The sequence below is a fragment of the Symbiopectobacterium sp. genome, assembly GCF_051710365.1.
In the GTDB taxonomy this organism is placed as follows: Bacteria; Pseudomonadota; Gammaproteobacteria; order Enterobacterales; family Enterobacteriaceae; genus Symbiopectobacterium.
In genome coordinates this window covers 1-26,994 of the sequence record NZ_JBPETA010000025.1, presented here as the reverse complement: position 1 = coordinate 26,994, position 26,994 = coordinate 1, and the positions used below count along the sequence as shown (strand labels likewise).

Here is a 26,994-nt window from a genome sequence, read left to right as displayed (position 1 = left end):
TTAAAGGAATATCGACGGATCGCCACACGTTATGAAAAAACGGCAAGAAACTATCTAGCAATGGTGAAACTGGGCTGCATCCGCGTGTTTTACCACCGGTTACGCAATTAAGGGACACAGCCTAGCTTTTAGGTTCTGCCGTGGGTTCTGTATCGGCAATCGCCGCTGACGCTGCGTTCTTCTCTTCAAGACGAGTGACCAGCAACTGGTCAATCTTTTAGCTGTCGATATCCACCACTTCAAATTTGTAGCCTGCAAAGCGGACAGAATCGGTGCGTTTCGGAATCTTGCGCAGCGTATACATCATAAATCCGCCGATGGTTTCGTAATAGATCGCCCATCAGTGTGGTCATCACATCGTTCAGGGTGATAATGCCGACCACCAGCGCATATTCGTTCAGGATCACCGCGAAATCTTCGCCCGCCGCTTTAAAGCTTTCCAGCGCTTCCGACAGTGTCAGCGTATCGGGCACGATCAACGCGGTGCGGATTTGAATACCGCCGTTGAGCGCCAGGCTCTGGTTGCCCAAAACGCGGTTGAGCAGATCCTTGGAGTCAACATAACCGACGACCTGGTCGATGTTGCCGTTGCACACCAGAAACTTGGAGTGCGGCTGTTGGGCAATCTTCTCTTTTATTTGCGCTTCGTCTTCGTGCAGATCGAAAAACACCACGCTTTCCCGCGGTGTCATCGACGAGGGCACAGTGCGAGATTCCAGCTCAAAGACGTTTTCAATCAATTCATGCTCTTGCTTACGCAGCACGCCCGCCAGCGCCCCGGCTTCCACTACTGCGTAAATGTCATCGGAGGTGATGTCGTCGTTGCGTACCATAGGCAGTTTGAGCAAACGAAAGATCACATTCGACAGGCCGTTAAAAAACCACACCAACGGACGGAAAAAGAACAGGCAGAAGCGCATGGGATTGATAATCCGGATAGCAACGGCTTCCGGTGTCGTCATGCCAATGCGTTTCGGCGTTAAGTCACCCAACAGAATAAACAGACTGGTTACCAGCACAAAGGAACAGGCAAAACTGACGGAATCGGCCATTTCTGGCGTCTAAAGCGTTGGAAAAACATGGTGAAATAGGGAGAGAACGCTTGATCGCCGATGATACCGGCCAGAATGGCCACGGCGTTAATGCAGATTTGAATAACGGTAAAAAAGATACCGGGCGTTTCCTGGAGCTTTAATACCATGGCGGCGTTGAGATTGCCCTCATCGGCCATCTGTTTAAGTTTGATTTTGCGTGAAGCGGCCAGTGATATCTCGGACAACGAGAAAAACGCACTGAGCGCGATCAGAAGAACTATCAGTAATAAACTGTTTAACATATGTTTTCCGGCCGTCGTGGCCAGATCCTCAGGAAGGTCATGAATGCATGAATAGTAATAATCGCATTAGATGACAGAATGAATAACGCCGCCGTAACGAATGTCAGGCGGCGCAAGCATTATAACGGTGTTGATGGGCCATTTGGCAAGCATGGCGTAAAATATGAGCAATTTATCAGGCGTTGGGCGGCAAACACAGGCCGATGCCCGCCAATCCGCAATAGCCGCCGGGATTCTTGTGCAGGTATTGCTGGTGTTCATCTTCCGCGTAATAAAAGGGGCCCGCCTGGACGATTTCTGTGCTGACGGTGCGTGTATCACCGCTGGCGCGCATGGCTTGCTGGAAACGCGCCAGATTGGCCTTCGCCAACGTCATCTGTTCTGCGGTGAGCGTGTAGATGGCTGAGCGATACTGCGTACCGAGATCGTTACCCTGACGCATGCCCTGCGCCGGATCGTGATTTTCCCAAAACAGTTGTAGCAGGCAATCGTAGCTGATGACAGCCGGATCGTAGACGATGCGCACCGCTTCGGCGTGATCGGTCAGCCCGCTACAGACTTCACGGTAGGTGGGATTGGGCGTAAAGCCTCCAGTGTAGCCTGCTGCGGTACTGTATACGCCCTCCTGCTGCCAGAACAGGCGTTCCACGCCCCAAAAACAGCCCATGGCGAACAGCGCAACGTCCATATTGTCAGGAACGTGTGTCATGGAATGTTGGCTGACAACGTTCAGGCGTGCCAGTGGCATTGGCGTGCCTCGCCCCGGCAGCGCTTCTGATTGACGGATACGTTGGTTTTTATCACTGTGCTGTACCACGTTGTTACTCCCACGATAATCCATGTTATTCATAGGTAACAGAATAACTAAAAAAGTTCACGCTGTCTTTATGGTTCAAGCCCGTTTAAGGTTAAGGTGTTGCGCAACCTGCATTTTTGAAATTACTTATTACACTTTAGAGTGGGTGTAGATGAGGATGTTGAGTGGGATTGTTTTTGACATGATTTTCAACACACGCCTGTGTAGAACAATATAAACGAACGTGGGGAGTTGGCGTGTCACGATACCGTACTTTGCTTTTTGTGTGCCTGCTGGCAACTGCATCGTCCTATGCAGCGAACGTGCGTTTGCAAGTGGTGGGATTAGAAGGGGAATTACAGCGCAACGTGCGTGCGCGGCTATCTACCATCGGCCCTGATGAGGTCAGCGCAGACGGGCGCTTTCGTGCCCGGGTTGATGATGCGATCCGGCGCGGGTTACGGGCGCTGGGATATTACGATCCGCAAATCAATTTTGAGTACCGCCCGGCAGAAAACGGCGGACGCCCGCTGCTGTTGGTGACGGTGACGCCGGGTGAGCCGGTCAAAATCGCGGGCACCGATGTTCTGCTGCGGGGCGATGCGAGCAGCGACAGCGATTTCCTCCAACTGCGCCGCCGCAGTCTGCCTGCGATAGGCAGCGTGCTGAACCACGGCGACTATGATGATTTTAAGCGTTCATTAAATAACCTGGCGCTGCGTAAAGGGTATTTTGATGCGCATTACGACAAAAGCCAGCTGGGCGTGATCCGCGAAACGCGGGAAGCGTTCTGGGATATCGATTATGACGGCGGCACCCGTTACCGTTTCGGTGACGTGCACTTTCAGGGCAGTCAAATTGATGAAGCCTATCTGCGCAATCTTATCCCGTTTAAGCGTGGCGATGAGTATACCAGCGAAGATCTGGGCGAATTTAACCGGCGTTTGTCTGTCACCGGATGGTTCACCTCGGCAGTAGTCTCCCCCAATTTCGCGGCGGGAAAAACCGATAAAATGCTGCCGCTGGATGCGGTCGTTACACCGCGTGCGCGCAATTTACTGGAAACCGGGGTGGGATACTTCACTGACGTAGGGCCGCGCTTTCAGACCACGTGGCGCAGGCCGTGGATCAACGAGCGTGGACACAGTCTGGAAAGCAGCCTGAGCGTCTCTGCGCCGGAACAGTCGCTGGATTTTAGTTACAAAATCCCCTTGCTGAGAAGCCCGCTGGAGCAGTTCTACTTGCTGCAAGCCGGTTTTAAACGCGAAGACCTGAATGACACCAAATCAGACGGCACCATGCTCAACGTGGCGCGCTTCTGGACGCTTAATCGCGGTTGGCAGCGCTCCATCAACTTGCGCTGGAGTCTCGATCACTTTACCCAGGGCAGTGTCACCGATACCACCATGCTGCTCTATCCCGGCCTGACGCTGAATCGCACGCGACAGCGCGGCGGGACTATGCCCACCTGGGGGGATTCACAGCGCTATTCGCTGGATATCTCAGATACCACCTGGGGCTCGGATATCGATTTTGCGGTGATACAGGCGCAGAACGTCTGGATCCGCACGTTGGAGGATAAGCACCGTTTTGTCGCGCGTGGCAACGTCGGTTGGATTGAAACCAACAGCTTCTCCTGCGTGCCGCCGTCGCTGCGCTTCTTTGCCGGGGGCGATCGCAGCATTCGCGGCTATAAGTTCCGCTCTATCTCACCGCGCGATGACGAAGGCAAACTGACCGGTGCGTCAAAATTGCTAACCGGTTCTCTGGAATACCAGTACAACTTTGCCGGGCGCTGGTGGGGGGCGGTGTTTGTCGATACTGGTGATGCGGTAAATGATCTCAGGATCAACGACCTGAAAACCGGTGCCGGTGTAGGGATTCGCTGGGCCTCGCCGGTGGGGCCGGTCAAATTCGATTTTGCCGTTCCGGTGAATGATTCCGAGAAACGTAACGATCTCCAGTTCTATATTGGTTTGGGGCCTGAGCTATGAGCCTGATAAAGAAAATAGCCATTGGGGCCATCGCATTTTTGTTGCTGTTGCTCATCACGCTGGCGGGATTACTGTTTACCACGCCGGGGTTGCATCTGCTGCTTAATGGCGCGGCGCGTTGGGTGCCGGGGTTGGAGATCGCCGGGGTGCAAGGCGGTTGGCGCGATCTAACACTGCGCGGTGTCGGTTATCAAACGCCGGGTATCACGCTCAACGCCGGTGAACTGCACCTCGCGTTGGAACTGGGCTGCCTGACGCGCAGTCAAATTTGCATCAATGATATTGCGTTACGCGATCTTGATGTCGTCATCGACAGCAGCGCCATGCCACCGCCTGCGAAGACGCCTGCCCCCAGTGCGCCGGTGGGCGAACTGACGGCACCGTTCCCGATACGTCTTAGCCAACTAACGCTCAACAATATCCGCGTTACGCTGGACGATACGGCGGTTTCGCTGGGTGAACTGCACACCGGCATGCACTGGGAAGGACGCGCGTTGACCTTGCTGCCGACGCAAATCAATGCGCTGCTGGTGGCACTGCCGAAAACCAAACCAGCATTTACCGTTGCAGAAAGTACGTTGGTGGCCACCGAAGATGGCAAAGTCACCGCTTCTGAAGTGGGTGATATCGCCTCCGCCATGGCGCAGGCTGCTGTCGCACCTCAACCTGAAGCAACGCCACCTGCACCGGAAAAAGTGGCGATGCCACCCGCATTGGGCGAGCAGCTACAAGCGCTGTTTGCCAAGCCGCTGTTGCCGGCGTTACCCGCGTTCACGCTACCGCTTGATATAGACATCAGCGATTTGCGTGGTGAACAACTGCGACTGACCGGCGATCAAGACATCACCCTCACCACGCTGCAACTCAAAGCCGCTACCCAACAACAACATATTCAGTTGGAAAAACTGGCAATCCAGTCGCCGCAAGGAGCCCTGCATGCGGCGGGAGAGGCCACGCTCAGCGATAACTGGCCGTTGTCGTTTGTTCTGAACGGGGTGGTGAATACCGCGCCGTTGAAAGGCGAGAAGATCAAACTGACGGTGGAGGGCAGCCTGCATGACTGGCTGAACACCACGCTTAACCTGTCCGGGCCGCAGCGTGCGCTGCTTACCCTGAAAGCGCAGTTGGCCCAGCCTGAACTGCCGTTGGCGCTGACCGTGCAGTCCGAGCGTCTCGCCTGGCCGTTAACGGGAGAGATGGAGTATCAGGTTAATAATCTGGCGTTAAGTCTGACTGGGAAGGCCACGGATTATGCCTTGAAGATCAACGGTGATATTCGCGGTAGCGCCGTGCCGCCCGCCACGCTGACGTTGGAAGGCAAAGGCAATTTGCAGCAGTTTGATATAAGCCCGCTACGACTCTCTGCGTTGCAAGGCACTACCGAGTTGCGTGCACTGGTGGACTGGAGCAAGGCTATCAGTTGGCGCAGCGAACTGGTGCTCGATGGCATTAATACGGCGAAGCAATGGCCGGAATGGCCTGCGCGCATTGATGGTAAGATCAGTACGCGCGGCAGCTTGTACGGTGGTAACTGGCAGGTGGCGGTGACTGAACTGCTCCTGAACGGCAATATCAAGCAAAACAAACTGACGGCGCAAGGCTCGTTGAACGGCAATGCCGCAGGCCAGTGGCACATTCCCGGCATCAATCTGGCATTGGGGCGTAACCAGCTTGATGTTAAAGGCGATTTAGGTCAGCAATGGAAACTGGACGGCGTCATTGACGCCCCTGCTTTAAACGGTGCCTTGCCGGGGCTTGCGGGCCGCGTCGCTGGCACGGTGCGGCTGCGCGGTAATCACACCGCACCGCAGCTATTGGCGGATCTCAACGCCACAGGGCTGCGCTGGCAGGGGTTATCGATAAATCGCCTGACGCTGGAAAGCGATGTGCGCTCGGATGCACAGGTCAATGGCCGAATGGCTTTGCGCGTTGAGCAATTGCAACAGGAAGGCGTGAAGGTTTCTCTGCTGACACTGAATGCGCAAGGCAATGAGCAGCAGCATCAGTTGCGCTTGAACGTGGAAGGGGAACCTGTCGCCGGACATCTGACCGTGACCGGGCACTTCGACAGAGCACAGCAGCGTTGGCGCGGTACGCTGGATCAAACTCAGTTCACTACGCCGGTGGGGGAATGGCGTTTGTCGCCCTCCATGTCGCTGGATTATCAGCAAGCGCTGGCGCGTATCACGCTCGGTGCGCACTGTTGGCAAAACCCGAATGCTGAGCTGTGCGTGCCGCGTGCCGTCGACATTGGCCCGAGCGGACAGGCCAGCGTGGTGTTAAACCGTTTTGATTTGAAGATGCTGGAACCGTTTTTGGGTGCAGACACTGCGCTGAGCGGCGTATTTACCGGCCGTGCTGATGTTGCCTGGCAGCCGGGCGGTGGGTTGCCACAGGCAAAAATCGTGCTCACTGGGAACAAGGTTGCACTGCGTCAGCAGATGAACGGCAACACGCTGCCAGTCGATTTTGACACTTTCACGTTGAACGCGGGCGTCGATCGCGGCCGCGCGACGCTGGGATGGCTCATCGCTATTCACAATAACGGCCAGTTCCGGAGTGATATTCAGGTGACGGACCCGCAGGGGCGACGCCAACTGGGAGGCGATATCGCCATCGACAAAATCTCCCTTGCGCTGCTGAATCCGGTGTTAAGTCGGGGCGAAAAAGCGGCGGGCATGCTGAACGGCGCGTTGCGTGTGGGTGGTAATGTGCGTCAGCCGCAGTTGAACGGACAACTGGCGCTGGAAGGGCTGGATATCGACGGTCACTGGATGCCGGTCGATCTGACCGATGGCCGTTTGGCGGTGAACTTCAATGGCATGAGTTCTACGCTACAGGGCTTTCTGAAAACCACGCAAGGGCAGCTTAATCTTAACGGTGATGCGGATTGGCATCAGCCGGAAGCATGGCGGGCACGTATTGCGGCGAAGGGCGATCGGGTGCGGGTGACGTTGCCGCCGACGGTGCGGCTTGATGTTTCCCCGGATATTGAGTTTGAAGCCACGCCGCAACTTTTCACGCTCAATGGTTCGGTCAGGTTGCCATGGGCGCGTATTATCGTACAAGAGATGCCGGAAAATGCGGTGGATGTCTCCTCGGATGAAGTGCTGTTGGACGAACAACGCCAGCCGCTAGCTCGTAACAACGCTGCGATCCCTATCAACAGTAACCTGACCATTCGCGTGGGTGACGATGTGCGCCTTGATGCCTTTGGCCTGCGAGCCAGTTTGCAAGGCGACCTGAAAATGGTGCAGGACGAGCGCGGTTTGGGGCTGAATTGCCAAATCAACATCCCTACCGGGCGTTTCAAGGCCTACGGGCAGGATTTGATCGTGCAAAAAGGGATTCTGGTGTTCTCCGGGTCACCAGCCGAACCGAATTTGAACATTGAAGCGGTGCGCAATCCTGATAATACGGCGGATGGTGTGACGGCGGGTGTGCGCATCACCGGTGCGGCGAGCGCGCCGCACATCGAGGTGTTTTCCACACCGACATTATCGCAGCAAGAAGCATTATCTTACTTGTTACGGGGTCAAGGGCTGGACAGCACCGGTTCAGACAGTAATATGATGACCTCGGCCTTAGTAGGGTTAGGGGTTGCGCAAAGTGGTCAAGTTGTGGGTAAAATCGGCGAGGCCTTTGGCGTAAGTGATTTAGCTCTGGATACACAGGGCGCTGGCGACGAATCTCAAGTTGTGGTCAGCGGTTACGTCCTCCCAGGCCTTCAGGTCAGATACGGCATTGGCATATTTGACTCTTTAGCAACGTTGACGTTGCGTTATCGGTTAATGCCAAGACTCTATTTGGAAGCGGTGTCTGGTCTCGATCAGGCACTGAATGTGCTCTATCAGTTCGAGTTTTAGCGATGCGAATTATTGTTTATGGCAGTTTACGACGCAAACAGGGAAACAGTCACTGGATGACGAACGCACAGTGGCTAGGGGATTGTCAGCTCGGTGGTTACGAGATGTATGACCTTGGCCATTATCCTGCGGTGGTAGTCGGGGAGGGGGAAATTTTTTGCGAAGTTTATCGCATAAGCTCATCTATCCTGACAGAACTCGATGCGCTAAAGCGTGATGGTCACGAATACAAGCGCGAATTAATCAACACCCCGCTCGGGAGTGCGTGGATCTATCTGTATCAACACTCGGTAACAGGGTTGCCGCGTATCGACAATGGCGATTGGCTGACGCGCGAGCAGTAATGGTACTGGGTAGTTTGTAAATAAAAGCGTAACCGGCGCGGTGTCGGTTACGATTCACTTTCCTTGCACCATCCTTTACCACGCCATTCTGTTATCCTTTCATTAACAATAATGTTTCTCATTATCAATCCCGAGTGCTAAGGTAAACGCCCCTTTGGGCCCGATGTGGGGCCATTCTGGTCGCCCCTGCGGGATAAGATGAGAAAGGTCATGGCAGAAAAACAGAAATACCGCATTTTTAACGTCGTGCTGGCGCATAAGACTTACCTGACGCCTTCCCTGATGCGCTGTGTGTTCTCCGGTGAGTCGGTGAGTCAGATGAAAATGGATGCACCGGATCAACGCATCAAGCTGCTGCTTCCTCCCGCCGATGGCGTTTTCCCCGAATTGTCTGACAGTGATGAGTGGTACCGTCAGTGGCTGGTGCTGCCCAAGGCGAAGCGGCCGGTGATGCGCACCTATACCCTACGCGACGTGGATGCGGCTAGCGGTGAAATGGCGGTAGAGTTTGTCGTTCATGGCACCGAAGGACCAGCGTCTGCCTGGGCAATACAGGCGTAACCGGGGGATGCATTGCGCATTGTTGCGCCGTGCGTGGGAGATTACGAAGGCGATAGCGGCGGCTATGAGTGGCTTCCGCCAGCGGAAATGACCCATGCCTTGTTAATTGGCGATGAAACTGCATTGCCTGCTATCAAGGGCATTCTGGAACAGCTGGCGCAGCAGTCGAATCCCGTGCAGGTGCAGGCGTTTATCGAAGTGCCGCTGGAGGCCGACTGCGTGGATATGAGAGCGTTTGCCTTTGCCGAGGTGCACTGGCTGCCGCGTAAGCCGCAGGGGGCCTCTTACGGTGAACGACTGCTGCACAGCGTGCGAGCGCATGTGCGTTTGCCGGATATTCGCCCGGAAGCAGAGACTACCGAATTGCACGAGGTGGCAGAAGGTGAGTTGCTGTGGGAGTCGGCCAGCCAGACGCACGGCCAATTTTTTGGCTGGGTGGCGGCGGAATCTTCGGTGGTGAAAAAACTGCGGCGTTACTTGTCCGGTGAACGTCAGGTGCCACGCGATATCATCACGTTTATGGCTTACTGGAGCCGCGAACGGCAGCGGGATCTTTGACTGCACGCTGAAAAGAAAACGGCGAGGAGATCCTCGCCGTAACATAGGTTGCGCAGTGCGTGCGCTACACGCTTATTTTTTCGCGCGTTCGAAGGAGGCAACGATCTCGGCTTTGGCAGCTTCCACGTTTTCCCAACCTTCTACTTTCACCCATTTGCCTTTTTCCAGCGCTTTGTATTGCTCGAAGAAGTGGGCGATTTGGCCACGCAGCAGTTCCGGCAGGTCGTTCACATCCTTGATGTGATCGTATTCTTTGCTCAGCTTGGTGTGCGGTACGGTAACCACTTTGGCATCTTCACCGGATTCGTCGGTCATTTTCAGTACGCCAACCGGACGGCAGCGGATCACTGAACCGGGTTGCAGCGGATAAGGGGTCGGCACCAGTACGTCAACCGGGTCACCGTCCAGAGATAGGGTGTTGTTGATGTAGCCGTAGTTGCACGGGTAGAACATGGCAGTTGCCATGAAACGGTCTACAAACAGGGCACCGGTTTCTTTATCGACTTCGTACTTGATGGGGTCAGCGTTGGCAGGGATCTCAATGACTACATAGATATCATCCGGCAGCGATTTGCCCGCCGGGACGTTGATCAAACTCATGTCTGTTTCCTTTTTTCTAACGTCAGAAATGGAGTGGCGGCCATTATAGCCAACCCATTGGTAAAGTGCTGCGGTTTTTCAATCTCAGTGGCGTTTAGTCAGCGTCATCGTTCGGCGGGGTTTCTTCTTTGCTACGGCGCTTCCAAATCTTGCTTTCCTGCCCGCGCCACAGACGTTGAATATTGTCATGATGTCGCATCAGGATCAGGCAAGAGAGCATGGCCACCGGAAAGGTGAATTGAGGTTTGAACCACCACACATAAAAGGGTGCAATCAGCGCGCTCACAATGGCCCCGAGGGAGGAATAGCCGCTAAGCAGTACGGTAAGCAGCCAAGTGACGGTCATCACACCGGTCAGATCCCAGCCGACAGGCGCGATGGCACCAAACGCGGTTGCCACACCTTTCCCGCCGCGAAAACGGAAAAACACCGGATAGATATGGCCCAAACAGGCGGCAATCGCGGTAATACCAAGATAAAGCGGTGTGACGCCAAGCGCATAAGCGCCCCAGACCGGTAACATGCCTTTCAGCACGTCAAACACCAACACGGTAGCGGCGGCGGCTTTGCCACCGATACGTAATACATTAGTCGCGCCGGGATTTCCTGAACCATGCTGGCGTGGATCGGGCAGACCCGCGATGCGGCACACCAGAATCGCACTGGAGATGGAGCCGCACAGATACGCGAAAATTATCATGCCAAGCGCGGTAGCACTCATAACGCGGTTCCGTTGAATAAAGGTCGTTTTACAGTTGCCATCCGTGGATAATACACATATTCCGGCGGAAGTGATACCAAACAGCGCCAAAAACAGAGAATGACGTGATGGATATTGTATTTATAGAAGAACTTACCGTGATTGCCACTATCGGCGTTTACGACTGGGAACAAACCATTTCGCAAAAGCTGGTGCTCGATATCGAAATGGGCTGGGATAACCGCAAGGCTGCCGCAAGCGACGATGTAAACGACTGCCTCAGCTATGCCGATGTCAGTGAAGCCGTGATTGCCCATGTCTCCAGTCAGCCGTTTGCGCTGGTCGAACGCGTGGCGGAAGAGGTGGCGCAATTGCTGATGCAGCGCTTTGCCATCCCCTGGCTGCGTATCAAAGTGAGCAAGCCGGGAGCCGTCGCGCAGGCACGCCAGGTGGGCGTAGTGATCGAGCGCGGCACACGATAAATGCGTACGGGTTTGCACATGTGGTTTTTTTTATGAATCTTTTTTGTCAGTGAAACTAACATCGCGTTTTTTAGTCTATTGTGGTGGTGTTTAAAGTGGCGCACGCGGACAGCGTAGCCACTTTTTTTATGGGTGCTTCTTTTATTTCGGTTCGGAAAGGCAGGGCGCGAGCATGGCAGATCTCCACACGCTGGTGGTGGCATTTATTCTTGGGGTTGTTGAAGGGTTAACGGAGTTTTTGCCCGTGTCATCGACGGAGCACATGATTATTGTTGGCAGTTGGTTGGGGTTTGATGATGAGAAGGCGAAAACCTTCGAAGTCATTATCCAATTGGGCTCTATCCTGGCGGTCGTTGTGATGTTTTGGCGTCGTCTGTTTGGGCTGATCGGTATCCACTTTGGTGCAGTGCCCCATGAAGGACGCAGTAACGATCGTCTGAAGCTGGGGCATATTCTGCTGGCGATGATCCCGGCGGTGGTGTTGGGGTTGGTGTTTCACAGCACTATCAAGTCACTGTTTACTCCGCAGAATGTGATGTACGCCTTGATTGTTGGCGGTTTCCTGCTGCTGGCGGCGGAGTGGCTGAAGCCCAAGACGCCGCGTGCCAGCGGATTGGATGATATCTCCTATCGTTAGGCATTTATGATTGGCTGTTTTCAATGTCTGGCGCTGTGGCCGGGATTCTCCCGTTCGGGCGCGACCATTTCCGGCGGGATGCTGGTGGGTGTCAGCCGTTACGCCGCTTCTGAGTTCTCCTTTATTTTGGCGGTGCCAATGATGATGGGGGCGACGGTGCTGGATCTGTATAAAAGCTGGCATTTCCTGTCGCTGGCCGATGTGCCGATGTTCGCCGTGGGCTTTATCACCGCGTTTCTGGTTGCGCTGGTCGCTATCAAAACCTTCCTGAAACTGATCAAACGTATTTCGTTTGTCCCGTTCGCGATTTACCGCTTCTTCGTGGCGGGCGTTGTCTATCTGGTGTTCTTCTAACTCAGAAGGGACGCTGTGCCTGCGCGGCCAACGCGCGCAGGTAATCCAGATTGCATAACGTGATGTAACTGGCGCGGCAGGTGATGTAACCCTGCCGCTGCCACTCCTCCATCAGGCGGCTCAAGGTTTCTGCGCGAATACCCAGCTGTGTTGCCAGCTGTCCGCGATTGAGCGGTAGCCGAACCTGCGCGTTTGGCTGGGTATCTTGCTGGGAGCGATGTAGACGCAGCAGGTAATCCGCCAACCGTTAGCCCGCCGAACTGGAGGTCAGCCAGTCGATCTGGTTGATGGTGGCGTAAAGCTTCTGGCTGAGGTTGCCCAGCAGTTGCAGCGCCAGCGTCGGCCGTTGCAGACAAAACTGATGCAGTGTCTCTCGCGGAATCAACATTGCCTGTCCTGCGCTGAGTGCCCGAATGTTCATCGGGAAGCGGCCGTGTTCCATAAACACGGCGGCGAGCGCCACCCATTCTCCGCGTACAAACTGCCCGAAGACCTTGTCATCCCCCTGATAGGTATGACGAAACGCCTGTAGTTCACCCTGTTCCACCAGCGGGCAGTAGCGCATCTTGTCCCCTTCGCGAAACAGCGTTTCCCCTGCCTGAAAGCGGATACGACAGCATGCGCGCTGTAAGGCGAGTACCACCGCTTCAGGCTCGTTGCGTAGCCACTGATGGGAAAACAGCACCTCGCAATGTTCCTCTGTCGGTAGGGGTATTTTGACAAACGTCATTGGTGCCTCACTCACGGGGTTCTACAGTGTCTGACAATCAAACGAAAATAATAATCATTTGCTTGTTTTCAGCAAGCACCTGAGCACGGTAATCGCGAGGAGGACGTAAGCATGTCAGAGAAACTGGCGGGACATAAATTTCTGGCGCGGTTGGGTAAAAAACGCCTGCGCCCCGGTGGGCGCGCAGCCACCGAGTGGTTGATGCAGCAGGGCGCGCTGACGCCATCGACGCGTGTTCTGGAAGTGGCGTGTAATATGGGCACCACCGCCATTGAGATGACGCAGCGTTACGGGTGCGCTATCGTCGGGGTGGATATGGACAAGGCGGCATTACAGCAAGCACGGCACAACATTCTGGCCGCGGGTGTTGGAGGACGGGTGACGGTGATGGAAACGAATGCCTTAGCGTTACCGTTCCCCGATAACCACTTTGACGTGGTGATTAACGAAGCGATGCTCACCATGTACGCCGACAAAGCCAAGCGCCCGCTGATTCAGGAATATTTACGCGTGCTAAAACCCGGAGGGCGGCTGCTGACCCATGACATCATGCTGCTGCCGCAGGCGTCAGGTGACGTCACGGCGCAGATGCGCGCGGCAATCAATGTCAACGTTCAGCCGTTAACGCTGGCGGGGTGGCGCAACCTGTTTCTTGAAAGTGGTTTCAGCCAGGTGGAGAACGGGCAGGGCGCGATGACGTTGATGACGCCGTCTGGCATGATTTACGATGAAGGTTGGGGCGGCGCAGCAAAGATTGTGCGCAACGCGTTGAAGGCGGAAAACCGCGCAACCTCCCTTCGGCTGTTTCGCACCTTCCGCCGCTACCGGCACCAGCTTAACTATATTGCGGTCTGTAGCACAAAATAAGCCGCTTACGAGGTCGAAGCGGGAATTTTCTGCGCTTTCCACGCGGTAAGCGCAGCAATACGTCGCCGGTGCAACTCATCGCGCACGCCAATACCCTGAAAACCGTCGGCCACGACTGCGCTACTGGTGACCGCGCTGGTAACGGTGAATGCCTCGCGCAGGTAGTCGCCTTGCGGATAGGGTGATTCCTCAAACCCGGTGCGGCCACGGGCATCCGCTTCACTGGTGAGCACCAGCTTTTCCAGTCGTTCCGGCTTGCGCCACACGTCCAGCGCATCAAACAGTTTCATCAGCGTTTTGGGCCGCAATACCGTTACGGTATGCGCCAGGTCATGATATTCCGCCACCAGCTTAGCCAGGTCGCGCAGCGCATTAGGTACGCGTAAGCGCTGGCACAGTTGCTCCACCAGTTTCACGCCCGCCGGGCCGTGTCCGTGGTGACGCGGCCAGAGCTCGGGCGGCGTCAGCGCTTTTCCCACATCGTGGCACAGCGTGGCAAAACGTACATCGATCTCGGGGGTGAGGCGAGCGGCAATCATTAGGGTCATCAGGGTATGAACGCCGCTGTCGATTTCCGGGTGCCATTGTGCCGGGTCCGGTACGCCGTACAGATTGTCGATTTCGGGAAACAACACCGCCAGCGCACCGCAGTCGCGCAGCACCTGAAAATAGACGTGAGGCGAGCGGGTTGCCAGCGCCTTTTCCGTCTCTTTCCACACCCGTTCGGGCGTCAGAAAAGCCAACTCGCCCTCGCGCGTCATAAATTGCATCAGCTCCAGCGTTTCCTCCGCGATGTGAAAATCGAGATGGGCAAAACGCGCGGCAAAGCGCGCCACGCGCAGTACGCGCAGCGGATCTTCCTGAAAGGCTGGAGAGACATGGCGCAGTAAACGCTGTTGCAGATCGTACCGACCGTGATAGGGATCAACCAGCTCACCCTCTGCGGTTTGGGCGATGGCGTTGATGGTCAGATCGCGCCGCAGCAGATCCGCTTCCAGCGTAACATCGGGTGCGGCATGGCAAATAAAACCAGTATAGCCGTTACCCGATTTGCGTTCAGTACGCGCCAGCGCATACTCTTCTTTGCTTTCCGGGTGCAAAAAGACGGGAAAATCCCGCCCGACCTGTTGGTAGCCAAGCGCTAACATCTGTCCCGGTGTGGCACCCACCACCACCCAGTCACGTTCTGACACTGGGAGATTGAGTAAGGCGTCCCGCACTGCACCGCCAACCAGATAACTCTTCAATACACACTCCTGGCTTTACTCATCCGATCATTCCCGTGCAAGCGGGAATCTCTTACAGGCCAAACGCATTCCTTCTGCAAGAGGTCCCCGGCCTGTACCGAGGATGACGGGAGCACTACGTTAACATAAGGTTAATAGTTACATACCCATCGGCCTGCCGCAATCTATGCCGCAGGCCAATGTGATTGATGATATGGCTTACGCCTCAGCGCATCCAGCGATCGTTTTTCTTTCTGCTGGGGATCAGGTGCGGTAGCAGCAAACCGATCAGCAGGCCGATGCCTGCCACGCCACCGCCGTACAGGAACTATTGCAAAATGATTTCCCGTTGCTTGTCATCCAGTTGCACATTGGCGGCATCGACCTTCTTTTGCGCGACAATCAGCTGATTTTTTAAATCCTGATTTTCGTTACGCAGCGCGGTGATGATATTGTCGCTGGCAGACATTTTTTGCTGCATATCGGCAGTACGCTGGTTCCATTCCTGATCGATATTGCCTAACCGCGCGGTGAGGTCGGAAACCTGCTTTTCCAGTTCCGGCACGCGCAGGCGCAGGCTGGGCGTTTGACTCAGTTGATTGAGCGGCAGCCAACTGGTGCGATCTTTGCTATCGCGAATTTGGGCATAGCCGGCATTTTTATTCACGCTGAGCACGGTGACTTCCTCACCGGCATTGAGCGTGCCAATGATGCGGTACTGGGTGCCAGGGCCAGTATGAATGTAGGTCGACAGCTCATCGGAGATGTAGCGTTTATCTTCTGCGTGACTCGCCCAACTCAGTGTGAGGCTGACAAAGGTGAAACAAACGAGGCATAATTTCTTCATAATTTCATCATGTTGTGCGAATGGTTGGGTGATAGTAGAGGCATAAGTCTGACGAGGCAATGGGTAAACCGAAATGAGAACACTCCTATTACCCACGCCGCGTTACCTGTCATCGCTGCCCGGTAGGTTTTTTCTGCCGCAGATGTTAGGGGTAAGGTGGTGTAATATATACCCGTCATACTTCAAGTTGCAGGTGCGTTGGCTGCGTTTAGTTACCCGACTTACCTGAGTAAGCTCATCGGGACTCCTTCTCTTGCCGCGTTACGAGACTCATAAATGAGCCTCGCCCTAAAGAGCCAGCGCAAGCGCTGTTCAAAACGTAAACGTTTTGTCCTGCAACTCGAATTATTTAGGGTATAGCAAGCATCCGTATTTTCCGTCGCTGATGAATGGCTGTCAGCATCCGACCCGCAGGGTCATGCTTTTTAGATTGAAATGATGATGAGTGAAGAGATCGAACTGAAGTTTATTGTGCACCCAGACATGGCGGCTACGCTGCCGCGCAAACTGACCGCCTGGCAAACTGACTACAGCCACAGTGAGCATCTGGAAGGGCGGCTGCTTAGCAACACCTATTATGAAACGGTGGATAACACGCTGCGTCAGTTCGGTATGGGGCTGCGTGTGCGCGGTGAAAACGGCCAGCACGAAATGACGCTGAAAACCGCTGGTACGTTGATCGGCGGGCTGCATCAGCATCCTGAATACAATGTGCCGCTGGCGAATGCCAATCTGGATATCCGGTTGCTGCCCGCAGACGTCTGGCCGCCAGAATGCGATGTTGAAGCACTTGCTCAGGCGCTGCATCCGCTGTTTAGCACCCATTTTCAGCGTGAGCAGTGGGTTATCGCTTATCACCAAAGTTTGATTGAGATTGCCTTCGATCAGGGGGAAGTTGCCGCTGGTGAATTGAGTGAGCCCATTTTGGAATTGGAGATGGAATTGAAAGCCGGGCAAACCGATGATTTGTTGGCGCTGTCGCAAGAGCTGGCGGAGTGGGGCGGAATGCGCCAGGGCAGCCTGAGCAAAGCGGCCCGCGGTTATCATCTGGCTCAAGGTGCGGTGCCGCGCGAATGTCGGGCGCTACGTATGCTGACGCTGCCTGCAAAGAGCACTATCGATCAGGCGATTGGCGCTGCGCTGGAGCATGCGCTGGCCCACTGGCAATATCATGAAGAGCTGTGGGCTCGCGGTGAACGCAAGGCGCGTTTGCAATTGCTGGAAGCCGGTGCGTTGATGCGTGAAATGCTGGTGCTGGTGGGCGGCGCGGTGCCGCGCAAAGTGACCACGCTGTTCCGCGCGGCGCTCACCCATCTGGAAGAGCAGGTCGCACGTGAAACGGACGCCGAGAAGGTATGTTATGACGCCAACTATCTGAACAGTAAGTTAGTGCTCACCTCATGGTTGGTTAACAGCAGCTGGCGTGAACATATGGATAACAAAAGCCGTATGCGCCTAATGGGCTCGTATAAACGCTTTTGTGACGTGATGCTGGATCGCGCCATGGCGGAATTGCGCTCCGTATTTAGTCACCCGCTGGATGCGGATCACTACCAGCAGCAGTTGGCGCGTTTGCAACGCAACATCAATGCGTTCCTGCTGCTCTCCATTGCCTATCCGGAAACCACCGTCGAATCCTTTATCGCGCAGTGGCGTGCGGTAGAGCACGGTATCAAGCACCTTCCCGCTTCGGGCGTGGACAGCGTGCTGGAAAATACGCGCCGTCAGGCGGTGGAACAAACGCCGTACTGGTTAAGCAGCGCCAGCGTGTAACGTATTATTGTTTCCCGGTGCGCCGGGATTATCAGGGAGTTGCCATGTCGAATTCGCCATTCTCCTCTGCGTTGCCGCCGCTGCTGGCGGAGCAGGCGCAGCGTGTGTTATCCCGCCTGCAAGAGAGCATGACGCTCCCTGCGTCCATCGCGCCAGAGGATCTGGCGGTGCTGGCCTCCAGTGACTTTGTCAGCGAGGCGCTGGCGCGCTATCCCGATTGGTGGGAGGCATTGCATCAGCAACCGCCGCAGCCGGAGGAGTGGCAGCATTATGGGCAATGGTTGGCGCAAGCGCTGGAGGCGGTGAGCGATGAGGCGACGCTGATGCGCGTGCTGCGTGAGTTTCGTCGCCGGATGCTGGTACGTATTGCCTGGTCGCAATCACTCGCCACCAGCACCACGCCGCAAACGCTGCGTCAACTGAGCGAATTGGCTGAGACATTGATTGTGGCGGCGCGCGGTTGGTTGTATGACGCCTGCTGCCGCGAGTGGGGCACGCCCTGTAATGCGCAAGGGGAGCCGCAGCCGCTGCTGATATTGGGCATGGGCAAGCTGGGGGGCGGTGAACTGAACTTCTCCTCTGATATCGACCTGATATTTGTCTATCCGGAAAACGGCCAAACGCGCGGGGGACGGCGCGAATTGGATAATGCGCAATTCTTTACCCGACTGGGGCAGTGCCTGATCAAAGCGTTGGATCAGATGACTGTGGACGGCTTTGTCTACCGTGTCGATATGCGTTTACGCCCGTTTGGCGACAGCGGTCCACTGGTGCTCAGCTTTGCTGCGATGGAAGAGTATTATCAGGAGCAGGGGCGCGATTGGGAACGCTACGCGATGGTGAAAGCGCGTTTGATGGGCGGCATGGAAGATGCCTACAGTCAGGAACTGCGCGCGTTGCTGCGTCCGTTTGTGTTCCGCCGCTATATCGATTTCAGTGTGATCCAATCGCTGCGTAACATGAAGAGCATGATTGCCCGCGAAGTACGGCGACGCGATCTGCGTAACAACATCAAGCTGGGCGCGGGTGGTATTCGCGAAATTGAGTTTATCACCCAGGTTTTCCAACTGATTCGCGGTGGACGTGAACCGGGGTTGCAAGGCCGGGAACTGCTGCCGACGTTGCAGCACACCGGTAGTCTGGGCCTGCTCTCGCCGCAGCAGGTGGACGAACTGAGCAATGCCTATCTGTTTTTACGGCGGCTGGAAAACCTGTTGCAAGAGATTGCCGATGAGCAGACGCAAACCTTGCCGCAAGAAGCGCTGAATCAGCAGCGTCTGGCGTGGGGCATGGGGTTTGACGGCTGGGAAGCGTTAAACGATGCCTTACAAAACCATATGCTGGCGGTGCGCCGGGTGTTTAACGACCTGATTGGCGATGATGCGCAGGACGGGCAGGATGCGCCGGAGTGCAGCGGTTACAACAGCGTATGGCTGGACGCGCCCGATGAGGTGGATATGGGGGCGTTAATGACTCACCTCAGCGAAGGGGCACGTAACGAGCTACTGCGCGCCATTACCGATTTTCGTCATGATTTGGTCAAACGTACCATTGACCCACGCGGGCGTGACGTGCTCGATCATCTTATGCCGCTGCTGCTGGACGAAGTGTGTGCTCACCAGCAGGCTGAGCTTATTTTGCCGCGCCTGACGCCGTTGTTGCTCGGTATCGTGACGCGCACCACCTATCTGGAACTGCTGCTGGAATCGCGCCCTGCGTTGATTCAATTGGTCCGTCTGTGTGCTGCCTCGCCAATGGTGGCAAGCCAGTTGGCGCGCTACCCGCTGCTGCTGGATGAACTGCTCGATCCGGCGACGCTCTACCACCCGCTGGCGCCGGAAGCCTATCACGATGAGCTGCGCCAATACCTGATGCGCGTGCCTGAGGAAGACGAAGAGCAGCAACTGGAAGCGGTGCGGCAGTTCAAACAGGCGCAGCAGTTGCGCATTGCCGCAGGTGACATCGCGGGCGTGCTGCCGGTAATGAAAGTGAGCGATCACTTAACCTATCTGGCGGAAGCCATTATCGCCGCCGTGGTGCAGCAAGCCTGGACGCAAATGGTGGCGCGCTATGGGCAACCGACACATCTGCAACAGCGCGAAGGACGCGGCTTTGCGGTAATTGGTTATGGCAAGCTGTGCGGCTGGGAACTGGGCTACAGCTCCGATCTCGATCTGGTGTTCCTGCTGGACTGCACGGATGAGGTGGTAACCGACGGTGAGCGCAGTATCGATGGTCGCCAGTTCTATCTCCGTCTGGCGCAGCGTGTGATGCACCTGTTCAGTACGCGTACCTCATCGGGCATTCTGTACGAAGTCGATGCTCGTCTGCGTCCGTCCGGGGCGGCAGGAATGCTGGTCAGCACCGTCGGGGCTTTTGGCGACTATCAACAACATGAAGCCTGGACCTGGGAACATCAGGCGCTGGTGCGCGCGCGCATGGTCTACGGTGAGCGAGGCGTGCAGGCGCAGTTTGAGGCGATACGGCGTCAGATTTTATGTCAGGAACGCGCGCCGGAGACGCTGCGTGCACAAGTGCGCGAAATGCGCGAGAAGATGCGCCAGCATCTGGCCAATAAAGACCCTGCGCTGTTTGATCTGAAAACCGATGAGGGCGGTATCACCGATATCGAATTTATCGTGCAGTATCTGGTCCTGCGTTATGCAGCACAGGAGCCGCGCCTGACGCGCTGGTCTGATAACGTGCGCATTCTGGAACTTATGGCACAGTGCGGCGTGATGGACGAGGACGAAGCGCGGGCTTTGACGCTGGCGTACATTACCCTGCGCGATGCGTTGCATCATCTGGCGTTGCAGGAACAGTCGGCGCGTGTAAGCGCTGAAAGCTTTTTGACCGAGCGTCAACAAGTGAAAACCAACTGGGGAAAATGGCTGGGTACCGGGGCGCAGTAGGCAACGAATGTTGTTTCGAAGGGCTGCGGGGGCTGTGCTATTATCGCGGCCAACTGTATGACAAAAAACATCTTGGAGTAGGTGCATGAAAGTTTCATTACCTGATTTTCGTCAGGCTGGTGTGCTGGTGGTAGGGGATGTGATGCTGGATCGCTACTGGTACGGCCCTACCAGCCGTATTTCGCCAGAAGCGCCTGTACCGGTAGTCAAAGTCGATACCATTGAAGAACGTCCCGGCGGTGCGGCCAACGTGGCCATGAACATTGCGGCGCTGGGTGCCAACTCCCGTCTGGTCGGGTTGACGGGCATCGATGATGCCGCACGCGCGCTGAGCGCCAAACTGAGCGATGTGAACGTCAAGTGCGATTTTGTTTCCGTCCCGACGCACCCTACTATCACCAAACTGCGTGTGTTGTCGCGCAACCAGCAGTTGATTCGCCTGGATTTCGAAGAAGGTTTTGACGGCGTTGATCCGCAGCCGATGTTGGAACGCATTGCGCAGGCGTTGCCGAAAATCGGCGCGCTGGTGCTGTCAGACTACGCGAAGGGCGCTCTGGCTCATGTGCAGGCGATGATCCAAACCGCCAATGCGGCGGGCGTGCCGGTACTTATTGACCCGAAAGGGACCGATTTCGCGCGCTATCGCGGTGCCACCTTGCTGACTCCGAACCTGTCCGAGTTTGAAGCGGTTGCCGGACGCAGCAAAACCGAAGAAGAACTGGTAGCGCGCGGCGAGAAAATGATTGCCGATTTTGATCTTTCCGCACTGCTGATCACCCGTTCCGAACAGGGTATGACGCTGCTTCAGCCGGGCAAAGCGCCGCTGAATCTGCCGACACAGGCGCAGGAAGTCTACGATGTGACCGGTGCGGGCGATACCGTGATTGGTGTATTGGCAGCGGCGCTGGCGGCGGGAAATTCACTGGAAGATGCCTGTTTCCTGGCGAACGCCGCAGCCGGTGTGGTGGTGGGCAAGCTGGGAACCTCTACCGTCACGCCTATCGAGCTGGAAAATGCCATTCGTGGCCGCGCTGACAGCGGTTTTGGTGCGATGGATGAAGCGCAACTGAAAGCGGCTGTCGCGCAGGCGCGCCTGCGCGGTGAAAAAATTGTCATGACCAACGGCGTGTTCGATATTCTGCATGCCGGTCACGTCTCTTATCTGGCGAACGCACGCAAACTGGGCGATCGCTTGATTGTGGCGGTGAACAGCGATGACTCCACCAGCCGCTTGAAAGGCCCCACGCGTCCGGTCAATGCCCTGGCGCAACGTATGGCAGTGTTAAGCGCCCTCGGCGCGGTGGACTGGGTGGTGCCGTTTGAAGAGGATACCCCGCAGCGCCTGATTGCTGGCATTTTGCCGGATATTCTGGTCAAAGGCGGTGACTACAAGCCGGAAGATATCGCAGGCAGTAAAGAGGTGTGGGCCAACGGCGGTGACGTCCAGGTGCTGAACTTTGAAGATGGCTGTTCTACCACTAACATTATTAATGCCATCAAAGCCAATACGCCGCGATAAACCAAAAGAGTACGGGTAACCATCCAGTGACAGTTGAACATCTGACATCGCGTGTGGCCGAGCTGCACGCGCAATTGCGCCACCACGAATATAAATATCACGTTGAAGATGCGCCGGAAATTCCTGACGTGGAATATGACCGCCTGATGAATGAGCTCAAGGCGATCGAAGCGGAACATCCTGAACTGATTACGCCAGATTCGCCCACGCAGCGCGTTGGCGCAGCCCCCCTGTCGGCGTTCGAGTCCATGCGCCATGAGGTGCCGATGCTGTCGTTGGATAACGTATTCGATGATGAAAGCTATCTGGCGTTTTACAAACGCGTGCAGGATCGCTTGAAAAGCGGTGAGGAACTGACCTTCTGTTGTGAGCTGAAGTTTGATGGTTTGGCGGTAAGCCTGCTGTATGAAAACGGCCTGCTGGTGCAGGCCGCCACGCGCGGCGATGGCACGACAGGGGAAAACATTACCGCCAATATCCGTACTATCGGTGCCATTCCGCTGCGGTTGCACGGTGATAACATCCCTGCGCGAGTTGAAGTGCGTGGCGAAGTGTTTATGAAACACCGTGGCTTTGAAAAGATGAATGATGAAGCGCGGCGTACTGGTGCCAAGATTTTTGCCAATCCGCGCAATGCGGCGGCGGGGTCGTCGCGTCAGCTCGATCCACGCATTACGGCCAAACGTCCCCTGACGTTCTTCTGCTATGGCGTTGGCCTGTTGGAAGGCGGAACCTTGCCAGCCAGCCATCTGGCACGCCTGAAGCAATTTAAAGCCTGGGGATTGCCGGTTAGCGATCGTATTCGTTTGTGCACTGGCAGTGCAGACGTGCTGGCATTTTATCGTCAGGTGGAGCAAGAGCGCGCTACGCTCGGCTTCGATATTGACGGCGTGGTGGTCAAAGTTGACGATCTGGCATTGCAAGAGCGGCTCGGGTTTGTGGCGCGCGCGCCGCGCTGGGCGGTGGCCTTTAAATTCCCGGCGCAGGAACAACTGACCTGGCTGCACGGCGTTGATTTTCAGGTAGGGCGCACTGGTGCCATTACGCCGGTCGCACGCCTTGAGCCGGTTGCCGTTGCCGGGGTAATGGTGAGCAATGCCACCTTGCATAACCGCGATGAGATTGAACGTCTCGGCATACAGATAGGCGATCGCGTTATCGTGCGTCGCGCAGGCGATGTTATTCCGCAGATCGTTGGGGTAGTGGAAGCAGAACGCCCTGCGGATGCGCGTGCTATCGACTTTCCTGAGCAATGTCCGGTGTGCGGTTCCGAGGTGGAGCGCGTTGACGGTGAGGCGGTGACGCGCTGCACTGGCGGGTTGATCTGCGGAGCACAGCGTAAGGAAGCGTTAAAGCACTTTGTCTCCTGTCGTGCGCTGGACGTGGAAGGTATGGGTGACAAGGTTATCGACCAACTGGTGGAAAAAGAGTACGTCAAAACCCCCGCCGACCTGTTCAAGCTTACCGCTGGCATCCTGACCGGGCTGGATCGTATGGGGCCGAAGTCGGCGCAGAATCTGGTCAATGCGCTGGAAAAAGCCAAATCCACCACCTTTGCCCGTTTCCTGTTTGCGCTGGGTATCCGTGACGTAGGGGAGGCGACCGCAGGCAACCTGGCACAGCATTTTGCCACCCTGGATAACCTGCTAGCGGCGGATGAAGAAGCGCTGCTGGAAGTGGCGGATGTGGGGCCTATCGTGGCGAAGCATGTGCGCCATTTCCTGCAAGAAGCGCACAACCAGCAAGTGATTCGCGAGCTTATCAATCCTGAGGGCATCAATATCCATTGGCCTGACATCGAGAGGGTGGATGTTGCGACGCTCGATAACCCGTTTGCTGGCAAGACCATTGTGCTGACGGGGTCGTTGAGCCAGCTATCCCGTGATGAAGCCAAGGATCGCCTGACGGCGCTGGGCGCGAAAGTGAGCGGCAGCGTGTCCAAGAAAACCGATATGGTGATTGCCGGGGAAGCCGCGGGCTCCAAGCTGGCCAAAGCACAAGAGTTGAATATCCCGGTGATTGATGAAGCTGAGATGATCCGCCTGCTCGGAGCCTAACCGATGGAAAAAGAGGATTTGATCGCCATCGCCACCCAGCAAATGCCGTTTGGCAAGTATCAGGGCCGTGTACTGATCGATTTGCCTGAGGAGTATTTGCTGTGGTTTGCCCGCAAGGATTCGTTTCCCAAAGGGCGACTGGGTGATTTGATGCAGCTGACGCTGACCATCAAGATTGAAGGGCTGCAAGGGTTGGTGACGCCGCTCAAGCAGCGTTAAAAGCAGCACCGCGTTTGCGGTGCTGCGCGTGTGGCTGAACGGCTACACGTAGATGTTGATTTTATTCTCTTCGGTCGGCTTGTTAACGCCTTCCTCTTTAGCCGTAGACGTGGATGCCGCCTGCTGCTGTTTACTCTCTGATGACTCATTCTGCAACCGGGCGATTTGGGCCTGAAGCGCTTGAATCTGCGCCTGAATCAACTGCTGCTGCTCCTGAATACTGGCCTTTTCTTCATCCGTGCTGGCTTTCTCGAGGGAGGAAGCGAGCGATTTGGCCTGCTGCGTTAGCGTTTTAATCTGCTGATTAAGACGAGCAATTTGCTGCTCATTGCTGGTCCCTGAGCTCGCGCTGCTGCCAGAGGCAGACGTCACTGCGCTGATGCTGGTAATTTTTTCTCCTTGTCATTACGGCACTGGTTGTGCTTATAGAGTATCGACGTTTATTCCCTCTAGCTTGACAGGGATTTTGTCGGAATACAGAACGATAGGATCAGGTTTTTTACAGCAAATGTAACAATATGTGTTATTTGCCAGTGCCGAGAGAAACCCTGGAAGGGGCTATCGGTATTGCGCGGGACGCACGGCGAGGGAATTATCCTTATTCCCAGCCGTATCGTGCGTTGAAAGGGGGATTAATCAACTACCATACACATTGATGGCGCTGGTGAGCCGTTGAGCCTGACGGTTCAAACTTTCTGCCGTATCAGTTGATTGCACCACCATTTCGGTATTGCTTTGGGTCATGATTTCGATTTGGGCGATGGATTGGTTAATCAACCCCAACGCCTGCGTCTGCTCTTGCGTGGCGTTGCTGATCTCTTTGATCATGGTAGAGACTTGCAGCACTTCGCTGACGATATCCGCAATGTGTTTACCTGCGTTTTCCACCATTTTACCGCCTGACTCCACGTTTGCGACGTTTGCATCGATCAGCGTTTTGATCTCTTTGGCGGCAGAGGCAGAGTGTTGGGCCAGGTTGCGTACTTCGGCAGCGACCATGGCAAAACCGCGTCCTTGCACACCCTCTCTGGCGGCTTCTACCGCGGCGTTGAGTGCCAGAATGTTGGTTTGAAACGCAATGCTGTCGATCACGCCGATAATATCGACGATCTTATCGCTTGCCTTGGAGATGGATTCCATCATACCGATGGTTTCCCCCATGATATCCCCGCCTTTTTGCGCCGTCTGGCTGGCGGCTTCCGCCATACTGGTGGCCTGGATTGCCGTTTCAGCACTTTGCTGTACCGCAACGATAATTTCTTCGATTGCGGCGGCGGTTTGTTGCAAGTTGGCTGAGGTCTCTTCGGTACGGGCATTGAGTGACGTATTGTTTTCCGTCAGACGTTGGCTCACGTCGGTCATGCCTTGAACCTGAGTGCCAACGTCATCCACCAGCGAGTGAAGGTTGAGGCCAAACTGGTTAATGGAGCGCATTAACAGGCCTATCTAATCCACGCGGTTAAAGTGAACGTGTGACGTTTTGCGTCCTGGTACCACGCTCTGTGCGTGTTTCTGCATGGTTTTCAGCGGGCGACTGATTTGGTTTTGCAAAAAGGCATCCAACAACAGAAACAGGATGACCGCCGCCAGCGCAGACCAAACCGGATCGAGGCCGAAATAGGTGAGCAGAACGGGAGCCAACGCTGCGATAAACAGCGGGCAACGGATGCGCCAGCGCACGGAGATTTTTTGCAGCACAGAGAGCGGTGCAAATAACCCGGTGCGAACCACCAATCCTTTATAGAAAGCGCGGCTACCTGCCTGCTTTTGTTGTACGGCTTCGTACAGGGGTTCGACAAATTTGATCTCTTCCGCGCTCTGCGTGTTGCGCACGGAAATATAGCCACTCAATTGATTGTTATGATAAACCGGCGTGACGTTGGCGCGAACCCAGTAATGGTCGCCGTTTTTACGTCGGTTTTTTACCAGCCCTGTGCAGCTATCGCCTTGTTGCAGGGTGTACCACATGTCTGCAAATGCTTCGACGGGCATATCCGGGTGGCGCACCACATTGTTTGTGGGGCTGTGTGATAAGTTCATCTTCGGCATAGCCGCTGACGCGAATGAAAGCGGAGTTGGCGTAGGTAATGTAACTTTGAGTATCGGTGGTGGACATCAAAGTTGTGTCCACGTCCAACAGATACTCCTGTTGCGTAACAGGCGTATTGACCCTCATTTGTAACCCCTGGTGCAATTATGGTGCTGTGTTAATAAATTCATGCCCGGTTAAAGGCATGCAAAATTAAAGGTTATTAATTTATGTCACTGCTTTAACGATCATAAAAATGTAATAACTTCACACTGATGACGTTTGCCACGTCACTGTGGGCACGGGGTGCAACAATCCCGCGTTCGAATTTGAACACGCAGACATCAGAGCGTGTAAATTTATGATGTTGCTGAGGATGCTGTCAATTCCTTCGTTTTTAAATAGCACTTTTTAAAATATAAAACCTAGTGAATATAATAATTTCATGTGAAACTACAGGATGGAACCGTCATTCCGCACCTACTTTAAGAATAAATTCGACGGTATCGCTCGCCGAGAACATCAACGATGGTCTTGTGAACAGAATTGAGGTTGGATACTTGTGGTGGTCTGTCACCAATACTGAA

General features: G+C 55.3%; 17 protein-coding genes and 6 pseudogenes. 13 read left to right on the top strand and 10 right to left on the bottom strand.

From position 1 onward, the window contains the following. Nucleotides 1-111, top strand: a pseudogene (locus tag ACTBDZ_RS04050) (IS5 family transposase); the annotation flags it as partial. A 109-nt stretch (nt 112-220) separates the two neighbouring features. On the opposite strand, the pseudogene ACTBDZ_RS04045 reads toward ACTBDZ_RS04050, so the two are convergent. Continuing rightward, a pseudogene (locus ACTBDZ_RS04045) lies at nt 221-1,336 on the bottom strand (hemolysin family protein); the annotation flags it as partial. A 175-nt stretch (nt 1,337-1,511) separates the two neighbouring features. After that, nucleotides 1,512-2,177, bottom strand: a complete 666-nt coding sequence (gene msrA, locus ACTBDZ_RS04040) for a peptide-methionine (S)-S-oxide reductase MsrA (protein WP_438814338.1) — start codon at nt 2,175-2,177, stop codon at nt 1,512-1,514. Nucleotides 2,178-2,389: 212 nt separating this feature from the next. Here msrA and tamA point away from each other — a divergent pair, with 212 nt between their 5' ends. From tamA to ACTBDZ_RS04020, 4 genes and pseudogenes are all read left to right on the top strand, one after another. Beyond that, nucleotides 2,390-4,126: an autotransporter assembly complex protein TamA gene (gene tamA / locus ACTBDZ_RS04035; RefSeq protein ID WP_438814337.1), complete on the top strand. Its 1,737-nt coding sequence runs from the start codon at nt 2,390-2,392 to the stop codon at nt 4,124-4,126. Then, the gene (gene tamB, locus ACTBDZ_RS04030) at nt 4,123-7,992 is read left to right on the top strand and encodes an autotransporter assembly complex protein TamB (RefSeq protein ID WP_438814336.1); all 3,870 of its coding nucleotides are present in this window, start codon (nt 4,123-4,125) and stop codon (nt 7,990-7,992) included. The genes tamA and tamB overlap by 4 nt, the downstream gene beginning before the upstream one ends. A gap of 2 nt (nt 7,993-7,994) precedes the next feature. Next, the gene (locus ACTBDZ_RS04025; protein WP_252320468.1) at nt 7,995-8,336 is read left to right on the top strand and encodes a gamma-glutamylcyclotransferase family protein; all 342 of its coding nucleotides are present in this window, start codon (nt 7,995-7,997) and stop codon (nt 8,334-8,336) included. Nucleotides 8,337-8,546: 210 nt separating this feature from the next. Continuing rightward, a pseudogene (locus ACTBDZ_RS04020) lies at nt 8,547-9,455 on the top strand (siderophore-interacting protein). A gap of 72 nt (nt 9,456-9,527) precedes the next feature. On the opposite strand, the gene ppa reads toward ACTBDZ_RS04020, so the two are convergent. Both ppa and plsY read right to left on the bottom strand, forming a co-directional pair. Next, nucleotides 9,528-10,055 carry an inorganic diphosphatase gene (ppa, locus tag ACTBDZ_RS04015; protein WP_438814335.1) on the bottom strand — a complete coding sequence of 176 codons (528 nt, stop codon included), beginning with the start codon at nt 10,053-10,055 and terminating at the stop codon, nt 9,528-9,530. A 94-nt stretch (nt 10,056-10,149) separates the two neighbouring features. Beyond that, a complete protein-coding gene (gene plsY, locus ACTBDZ_RS04010) occupies nt 10,150-10,776 on the bottom strand; it encodes a glycerol-3-phosphate 1-O-acyltransferase PlsY (RefSeq protein WP_438814334.1) in 627 nt (208 codons plus the stop codon). A gap of 107 nt (nt 10,777-10,883) precedes the next feature. Here plsY and folB point away from each other — a divergent pair, with 107 nt between their 5' ends. Beyond that, entirely contained in the window at nt 10,884-11,237 is a 354-nt protein-coding gene (gene folB / locus ACTBDZ_RS04005) for a bifunctional dihydroneopterin aldolase/7,8-dihydroneopterin epimerase (RefSeq protein ID WP_438813108.1), read from the top strand. 172 nt (nt 11,238-11,409) lie between these two features. Beyond that, nucleotides 11,410-12,228 (top strand): annotated as a pseudogene (gene bacA / locus ACTBDZ_RS04000) (undecaprenyl-diphosphate phosphatase). A 1-nt stretch (nt 12,229) separates the two neighbouring features. On the opposite strand, the gene ACTBDZ_RS03995 reads toward bacA, so the two are convergent. Beyond that, nucleotides 12,230-12,472, bottom strand: a complete 243-nt coding sequence (locus ACTBDZ_RS03995) for a helix-turn-helix domain-containing protein (protein WP_438814333.1) — start codon at nt 12,470-12,472, stop codon at nt 12,230-12,232. 3 nt (nt 12,473-12,475) lie between these two features. Further along, complete coding sequence (locus tag ACTBDZ_RS03990) at nt 12,476-12,958, bottom strand: Crp/Fnr family transcriptional regulator (RefSeq protein ID WP_438814332.1); 483 nt, start codon at nt 12,956-12,958, stop codon at nt 12,476-12,478. Between the two features lie 111 nt (nt 12,959-13,069). On the opposite strand from ACTBDZ_RS03990, the gene ACTBDZ_RS03985 reads away from it, so the two are divergent. Beyond that, a complete protein-coding gene (locus ACTBDZ_RS03985; RefSeq protein WP_438814331.1) occupies nt 13,070-13,825 on the top strand; it encodes a class I SAM-dependent methyltransferase in 756 nt (251 codons plus the stop codon). A gap of 5 nt (nt 13,826-13,830) precedes the next feature. Here ACTBDZ_RS03985 and ACTBDZ_RS03980 read toward each other — a convergent pair whose 3' ends face one another. Both ACTBDZ_RS03980 and ACTBDZ_RS03975 read right to left on the bottom strand, forming a co-directional pair. Next, complete coding sequence (locus ACTBDZ_RS03980; RefSeq protein ID WP_438814330.1) at nt 13,831-15,072, bottom strand: multifunctional CCA addition/repair protein; 1,242 nt, start codon at nt 15,070-15,072, stop codon at nt 13,831-13,833. Nucleotides 15,073-15,277: 205 nt separating this feature from the next. Then, nucleotides 15,278-15,898 (bottom strand): annotated as a pseudogene (locus ACTBDZ_RS03975) (TIGR04211 family SH3 domain-containing protein). Nucleotides 15,899-16,339: 441 nt separating this feature from the next. Here ACTBDZ_RS03975 and ACTBDZ_RS03970 point away from each other — a divergent pair. The 5 genes from ACTBDZ_RS03970 (at nt 16,340) to ACTBDZ_RS03950 (ending at nt 24,378) form a co-directional block, all read left to right on the top strand. Further along, the gene (locus ACTBDZ_RS03970) at nt 16,340-17,671 is read left to right on the top strand and encodes a CYTH domain-containing protein (RefSeq protein WP_438814329.1); all 1,332 of its coding nucleotides are present in this window, start codon (nt 16,340-16,342) and stop codon (nt 17,669-17,671) included. 44 nt (nt 17,672-17,715) lie between these two features. Beyond that, nucleotides 17,716-20,583 (top strand): bifunctional [glutamate--ammonia ligase]-adenylyl-L-tyrosine phosphorylase/[glutamate--ammonia-ligase] adenylyltransferase, encoded by a 2,868-nt coding sequence (gene glnE, locus ACTBDZ_RS03965; RefSeq protein ID WP_438814328.1) that lies wholly within the window; start codon nt 17,716-17,718, stop codon nt 20,581-20,583. Between the two features lie 85 nt (nt 20,584-20,668). Then, nucleotides 20,669-22,102 (top strand): bifunctional D-glycero-beta-D-manno-heptose-7-phosphate kinase/D-glycero-beta-D-manno-heptose 1-phosphate adenylyltransferase HldE, encoded by a 1,434-nt coding sequence (gene hldE, locus ACTBDZ_RS03960; RefSeq protein ID WP_438814327.1) that lies wholly within the window; start codon nt 20,669-20,671, stop codon nt 22,100-22,102. 26 nt (nt 22,103-22,128) lie between these two features. Continuing rightward, nucleotides 22,129-24,159, top strand: coding sequence for an NAD-dependent DNA ligase LigA (gene ligA / locus ACTBDZ_RS03955; protein ID WP_438814326.1), 2,031 nt, complete (start codon nt 22,129-22,131; stop codon nt 24,157-24,159). Between the two features lie 3 nt (nt 24,160-24,162). Continuing rightward, nucleotides 24,163-24,378: a DUF3820 family protein gene (locus tag ACTBDZ_RS03950; protein WP_222158046.1), complete on the top strand. Its 216-nt coding sequence runs from the start codon at nt 24,163-24,165 to the stop codon at nt 24,376-24,378. A gap of 42 nt (nt 24,379-24,420) precedes the next feature. Here the strand turns inward: ACTBDZ_RS03950 and ACTBDZ_RS03945 are convergent, their stop codons facing one another. Continuing rightward, on the bottom strand, nt 24,421-24,750 hold the full coding sequence (locus tag ACTBDZ_RS03945) for a FlxA-like family protein (RefSeq protein WP_438814325.1): 330 nt from the start codon (nt 24,748-24,750) through the stop codon (nt 24,421-24,423). 264 nt (nt 24,751-25,014) lie between these two features. Then, nucleotides 25,015-26,554: pseudogene (locus ACTBDZ_RS03940) on the bottom strand (methyl-accepting chemotaxis protein). Nucleotides 26,555-26,994 lie beyond the last annotated feature (440 nt).